The organism is Collimonas fungivorans, assembly GCF_028292705.1.
Lineage (GTDB): Bacteria > Pseudomonadota > Gammaproteobacteria > Burkholderiales > Burkholderiaceae_D > Collimonas > Collimonas fungivorans_B.
In genome coordinates, this window is the sequence record NZ_JAQGLV010000395.1 from 1 (window position 1) to 5,306 (window position 5,306).

4 protein-coding genes and 1 pseudogene are annotated in these 5,306 nt (G+C 61.6%); 3 read left to right on the plus strand and 2 right to left on the minus strand.

Annotated elements, in window-relative coordinates; genetic code table 11:
- Both JWQ61_RS21285 and JWQ61_RS21290 read right to left on the minus strand, forming a co-directional pair.
- Positions 1-367 (minus strand): annotated as a pseudogene (locus JWQ61_RS21285) (galactose-1-epimerase); the annotation flags it as partial.
- A gap of 25 nt (positions 368-392) precedes the next feature.
- On the minus strand, positions 393-1,595 hold the full coding sequence (locus tag JWQ61_RS21290) for a DNA-binding transcriptional regulator (RefSeq protein ID WP_304362278.1): 1,203 nt from the start codon (positions 1,593-1,595) through the stop codon (positions 393-395).
- 244 nt (positions 1,596-1,839) lie between these two features.
- On the opposite strand from JWQ61_RS21290, the gene xylA reads away from it, so the two are divergent.
- The 3 genes from xylA to JWQ61_RS21305 form a co-directional block, all read left to right on the plus strand.
- Positions 1,840-3,156, plus strand: a complete 1,317-nt coding sequence (gene xylA / locus JWQ61_RS21295) for a xylose isomerase (RefSeq protein WP_304362279.1) — start codon at positions 1,840-1,842, stop codon at positions 3,154-3,156.
- A gap of 85 nt (positions 3,157-3,241) precedes the next feature.
- Positions 3,242-4,258 carry a D-xylose ABC transporter substrate-binding protein gene (gene xylF / locus JWQ61_RS21300; RefSeq protein ID WP_304362280.1) on the plus strand — a complete coding sequence of 339 codons (1,017 nt, stop codon included), beginning with the start codon at positions 3,242-3,244 and terminating at the stop codon, positions 4,256-4,258.
- Between the two features lie 93 nt (positions 4,259-4,351).
- Positions 4,352-5,306 (plus strand): ATP-binding cassette domain-containing protein (locus tag JWQ61_RS21305; RefSeq protein ID WP_304362281.1); only part of this gene is annotated, 955 nt, incomplete at its 3' end.

A 5,306-nucleotide genomic window follows, 5' to 3' on the forward strand; every position in this document is an offset into this window, starting at 1 on the left:
CGTCCGGGCCCGGCTCGGCGCGCCATTGGGCCAGATGGAAGCCGGTGTCGCCGCCGTGCAGGTGATTGTCGCCGTTGTTGCGGTCGACCAGGTACTCGGCGCCGTCCACCGTGAAGCGGCCCTTGGCAATGCGGTTGCCCCAGCGCCCGACCAGGCTGCCGAAATACGACGGGTTGGCCTGGTAGCCGTCTTCATCCGGATAACCAAGCAGGATATCGGCCACCCGGCCGTAGCGGTCAGGCGCCCACCAGGAAACCAGGGTGGCGCCGCGGTCGCTGATCAGGACCCGCATGTCGTGCGCATTGCGCAGCGTGTACAAGGTGACGCCGTATTCGCCCGGCGTACTGGAAATGGAAATTTGTGTCATCGTTGTCTGGTTCGGTTGATGCGGTTTAATTAAGCGACAGCGGGCCGGCCTCCGCCTGCGGCAGCCGATCTTGATATTCGCGCGGGGTGCAGCCGAGCTCGCGCTTGAACACCGCGTGCATATACTGCACCGAAGTGAAGCCGCAGCTGACGGCAATGTCGGCAATGCTACGCTGGTCCTTGTGCTGCAGCATGTCCTTCGCCACATCCAGCTTGAAGCGCAGGATCTCGTCATGCACGCTGCGCCCCAGCTCGCGGCGGAAATACCACTCCAGGGAAGAGCGCGAGACGCCGACATAATCGGCCACCTGTTCGGTCTTGATGCCCTGGCAAGCGTACTGGCGGATGAAGTGCATGGCCTGCATCACATGCGGATGGCTGGGCGCTTCGTGGCGGCTCGACGCCAGCACGTTGATGCCGGCCGGCGGCACCAGGATGCGGGTGCCGGCCAAGCGTCCGCCGTGCAGCATCTGGTGCAGCAAGTGGGCGGCGGTGCGGCCCATTTCGCGCGTGCCCTGGATTACCGAACTGAGCGGCACCCGGGTCAGGATGCGCGCCAGCGGATCGTTGTCGATGCCGATTAGCGCTACCTGTTCCGGCACCGCGATGCCGGCGCACAGGCAAGCCTGCAGCAGCTGGCGCGCACGGGCGTCGGTGACGGCGATGATGCCGATCGGCTTGGGCAGCGTCTGCAGCCAGGCGATCTGCTGCTCCACCGCAGTATCCCAGGACGGCGCGCTGGTGCCGAGGCCGCGGTAGATTTCACCTTGCATGCCGTCGCGCTGCATCAGGCTTTCAAACGCCTTCTCGCGTTCCTGGGCCCAGCGGTTCACATCCGCCTGCGGCAGGCTGAAACAGGCAAAGCGCTGCAGGCCGGCTTCGATCAGGTGGTCGTAGGCCAGCTTGACCAGCTTGAAGTTGTCGGTGGCGACATACGGCGTATCGCCCGGATAGTCGGCTGCATCGGCATACGATCCGCCCACCGCCACCACCGGCAGGCTGACCCGCGACAAGGCTGCGCAGGCTTCCGGATCGTCGAAGTCGGCAATGATGCCGTGGCCCTGCCAGCGCTCAATGCCTTGCAGGCGGCAGCGGAAATCCTCCTCCAGGAACAAGTCCCAGGAGGCGCGCGTGCTGCTCAGGTATTCGCCGATGCCGGCGATGATGTCGCGGTCGAAGATCTTGTTGCCGTTGAAGAGCAGGGCGATGCGGTGCACGGTTCTTGTCATCTTGCAGTCTCCTGGGAGCGCCACGTAGCCCGGTTTGTCAATTTGTCACTGCTGCAGGCCGATTCCGGCCCGTCCGTCACGATTGTAGCGAACCGAGCTGGCCGCGTCAGGGCAAATGCGGTTTTGTGCACTTGCAATAGAAAGAATCGCTAGTGCGCTTGGTGGATTTCGTAATTGTGGAGCGCCAGGCGCGGCTCTAGTATGGCCCACACCAAGACCGCACCACCACCTTACAGGAGCAAGCATGAGCTATTTCCCTTCCGTGACACCGATCCGCTTCGAGGGCAAGCAGGCGCAGACGCCGCTGGCTTTCCGCCATTACGACGCCGCCAAGCTGGTGCTGGGCAAGCCGATGCGCGAACACCTGCGCATGGCGGCCTGCTACTGGCACACTTTTGTCTGGCCGGGTTCCGATGTGTTCGGCGCCGGCACCTTCCGCCGTCCTTGGCAGGAAGGCGGCGACGCCATGGAGATGGCGCACAAGAAGGCCGACGCCGCTTTCGAATTCTTCAGCAAGCTGGGCGTCGACTATTACACCTTCCACGATACCGATGTGGCGCCGGAAGGAAACAGCTTGGCCGAATACCGCAACAACTTCGCGCAGATGCTGGACGTGCTGGAGCGCAAGCAGGAACAGACCGGGGTGCGCCTGCTGTGGGGCACCGCCAACTGTTTCAGCCATCCGCGCTTCGCCTCCGGCGCCGCCAGCAATCCGAATCCTGAACTGTTCGCCTACGCCGCCGCGCAGGTCTGCACCGCCATGAACGCCACCCAGCGCCTGGGCGGCGCCAACTATGTCTTGTGGGGTGGCCGCGAAGGTTATGAAACCTTGCTCAATACCGACCTCAAGCGCGAACGCGAACAGCTGGGACGCTTCATGCGCCTGGTGGTGGAACATAAGCACAAGATCGGCTTCAAGGGCACATTGCTGATAGAGCCGAAACCGCAGGAACCGACCAAGCACCAGTACGACTACGACAGCGCCACCGTGCACGGCTTTCTCAAGCAATACGGCCTGGAGCAAGAGATCAAGGTGAATATCGAAGCCAACCACGCCACCCTGGCCGGGCACAGCTTCCATCACGAAATCGCCACCGCAGCCGCGCTCGGCATCCTCGGCAGCGTCGACGCCAACCGCGGCGATCCGCAGAACGGCTGGGATACCGACCAGTTTCCCAACAGCGTCGAGGAAATGACGCTGGCCACCTACGAAATCCTGAAAGCCGGCGGTTTCACCACCGGCGGCTACAACTTCGATTCCAAGGTAAGGCGCCAGAGCCTGGACGAAGTTGACCTGTTCCACGGCCACGTCGGCGCCATGGATGTGCTGGCGCTGTCGCTGGAACGCGCCGCCGGCATGATCGAGAACGACCTGCTGGCGAATTTCAAGGCCGAGCGCTATGCCGGATGGGATGGCGCTTTCGGACGGGACGTGCTGGCAGGCAAGCTGAGCCTGAGCGATATCGCCGAGCATGCGTTTGCCAAGCAGATCAATCCGCAGGCGGTCAGCGGTCGCCAGGAAATGCTGGAGAACCTGGTCAATCGGGCTATCTACGGTTGAAAGTGTTGTAGGAGTCGGTAGTTAATACAGTTAAACGGTTAAACAATATGCAGTTAAATCAAAACCAATGACAGGAGACACAGCAATGAACAAGTTCAAACGGAAGAGCCTATTGGCGGTGGTATCGATGGCGGTATTTGCGCTGGGCAGCACAGCCGCCATGGCCGATTCCAAGAATCCCAAGATCGGTTTTTCGATCGACGATTTGCGGGTCGAGCGCTGGGCCAGGGACCGCGATTTTTTCGTTGCCGCGGCCGACAAGCTGGGCGCCAAGGTGTTTGTGCAGTCGGCCGACGCCAGCGAGCAGCGGCAGATCGCCCAGATTGAGAACCTGATTTCGCGCGGCGTCGATGTCATCGTCATCGTGCCGTTCAACGCCACCGTGCTGACCAATACCGTCAAGGAAGCCAAGAAGGCCGGCATCAAGGTGGTGTCGTATGACCGCCTGATCCTGAACGCCGATATCGACGCCTATATCTCCTTCGACAATGAAAAGGTCGGCGAGATGCAGGCCGAGGGCGTGCTCAAGGCGCAGCCCAAGGGCAATTATTACCTGCTGGGGGGCTCGCCTACCGACAACAACGCCAAGATGCTGCGCGAAGGCCAGCTGAAAGTGCTGAAGCCGTCGATCGACAAGGGCGACATCAAGATCGTCGGCCAGCAGTGGGTCAAGGACTGGAGCGCTACCGAAGCCTTGTCCATCGTGGAAAATGCCCTGACCGCCAACAATAACAAGATCGACGCCATCGTCGCCTCCAACGACGGCACCGCCGGCGGCGCGATCCAGGCGCTGGCTTCGCAAAAGATGGCGGGCAAGGTGCCGGTCTCAGGGCAGGACGCTGACCTGGCAGCGGTCAAGCGCGTGATCGCCGGCACCCAGGCTATGACGGTCTACAAGCCGCTCAAGCTGATTGCCTCCGAAGCGGCCAAGCTGTCGGTGCAGCTGGCGCGCAATGAAAAGCCCGCCTACAATTCCCAGTATGAAAACGGCGTCAAGAAGGTCGATACGATCCTGCTGAAACCGACGCCGCTGACCAGCGCCAACGTCAAGCTGCTGGTGGATGACGGTTTCTATACCCAGGCTCAAATCAGCAGCAAGTAAGCTGCCGCATGCACTGAAACGGTAGCGGCGGTATTCATGCCGCCGCATGACCGTTTTCCCCTCATTTTCCCTTTAGTAATTGCGGGAGCAGGCATGTCCGACTATTTGCTGGAAATGCGCGGCATCGTCAAGGAGTTTGGCGCGGTGCGCGCACTGGACGGCATCGACATCAAGGTCAAGGCCGGTGAATGCCTCGGCCTGTGCGGCGAAAACGGCGCCGGCAAATCGACCCTGATGAAAGTGCTGTCCGGGGTTTATCCGCACGGCAGCTGGCAGGGTGAAATCCTGTGGCAAGGAGCACCCTTGCAGTCGCAATCGATGCGCGATACCGAAGCTGCCGGCATCATCATCATCCATCAGGAGTTGATGCTGGTGCAGGAACTGTCCGTAGCAGAAAACATTTTCATGGGCCACGAGCTGATCCTGCCTGGCGGCCGCATGAACTATCCGGCCATGTACCGCCGTGCCGCCGAACTGATGCGTGAACTGAAAATGCCCGACATCAATGTAGCGCTGCCGGTGATGCACTACGGCGGCGGCCACCAGCAGCTGGTGGAGATTGCCAAGGCGCTCAACAAGCAGGCGAAACTGCTGATCCTGGACGAACCGTCGTCGTCGCTGACGGCGTCCGAGATTGCGGTGTTGCTGGATATTATCCGCGACCTGAAAGCCAAGGGCGTGGCCTGCGTCTACATTTCGCACAAGCTGGACGAAGTGGCCGCCGTATGCGACACCGTGGCCGTGATCCGCGACGGCAAGCATATCGCCACCACGCCGATGCAGGACATGAATGTCGACCAGATCATCACGCAGATGGTGGGCCGCGAAATCAGCGCCATGTATCCGGACCAGGAACACGAGATCGGCGAGGTGATGTTCGAAGCGCGCCACGTCACCTGCCATGACGCCGACAACCCGCAGCGCAAGCGCGTCGACGATATTTCCTTTTCTTTGCGGCGCGGCGAGATCCTCGGCATCGCCGGATTGGTCGGCGCCGGCCGCACGGAGCTGGTGTCGGCTCTGTTCGGCGCTTATCCCGGGCGCAGCC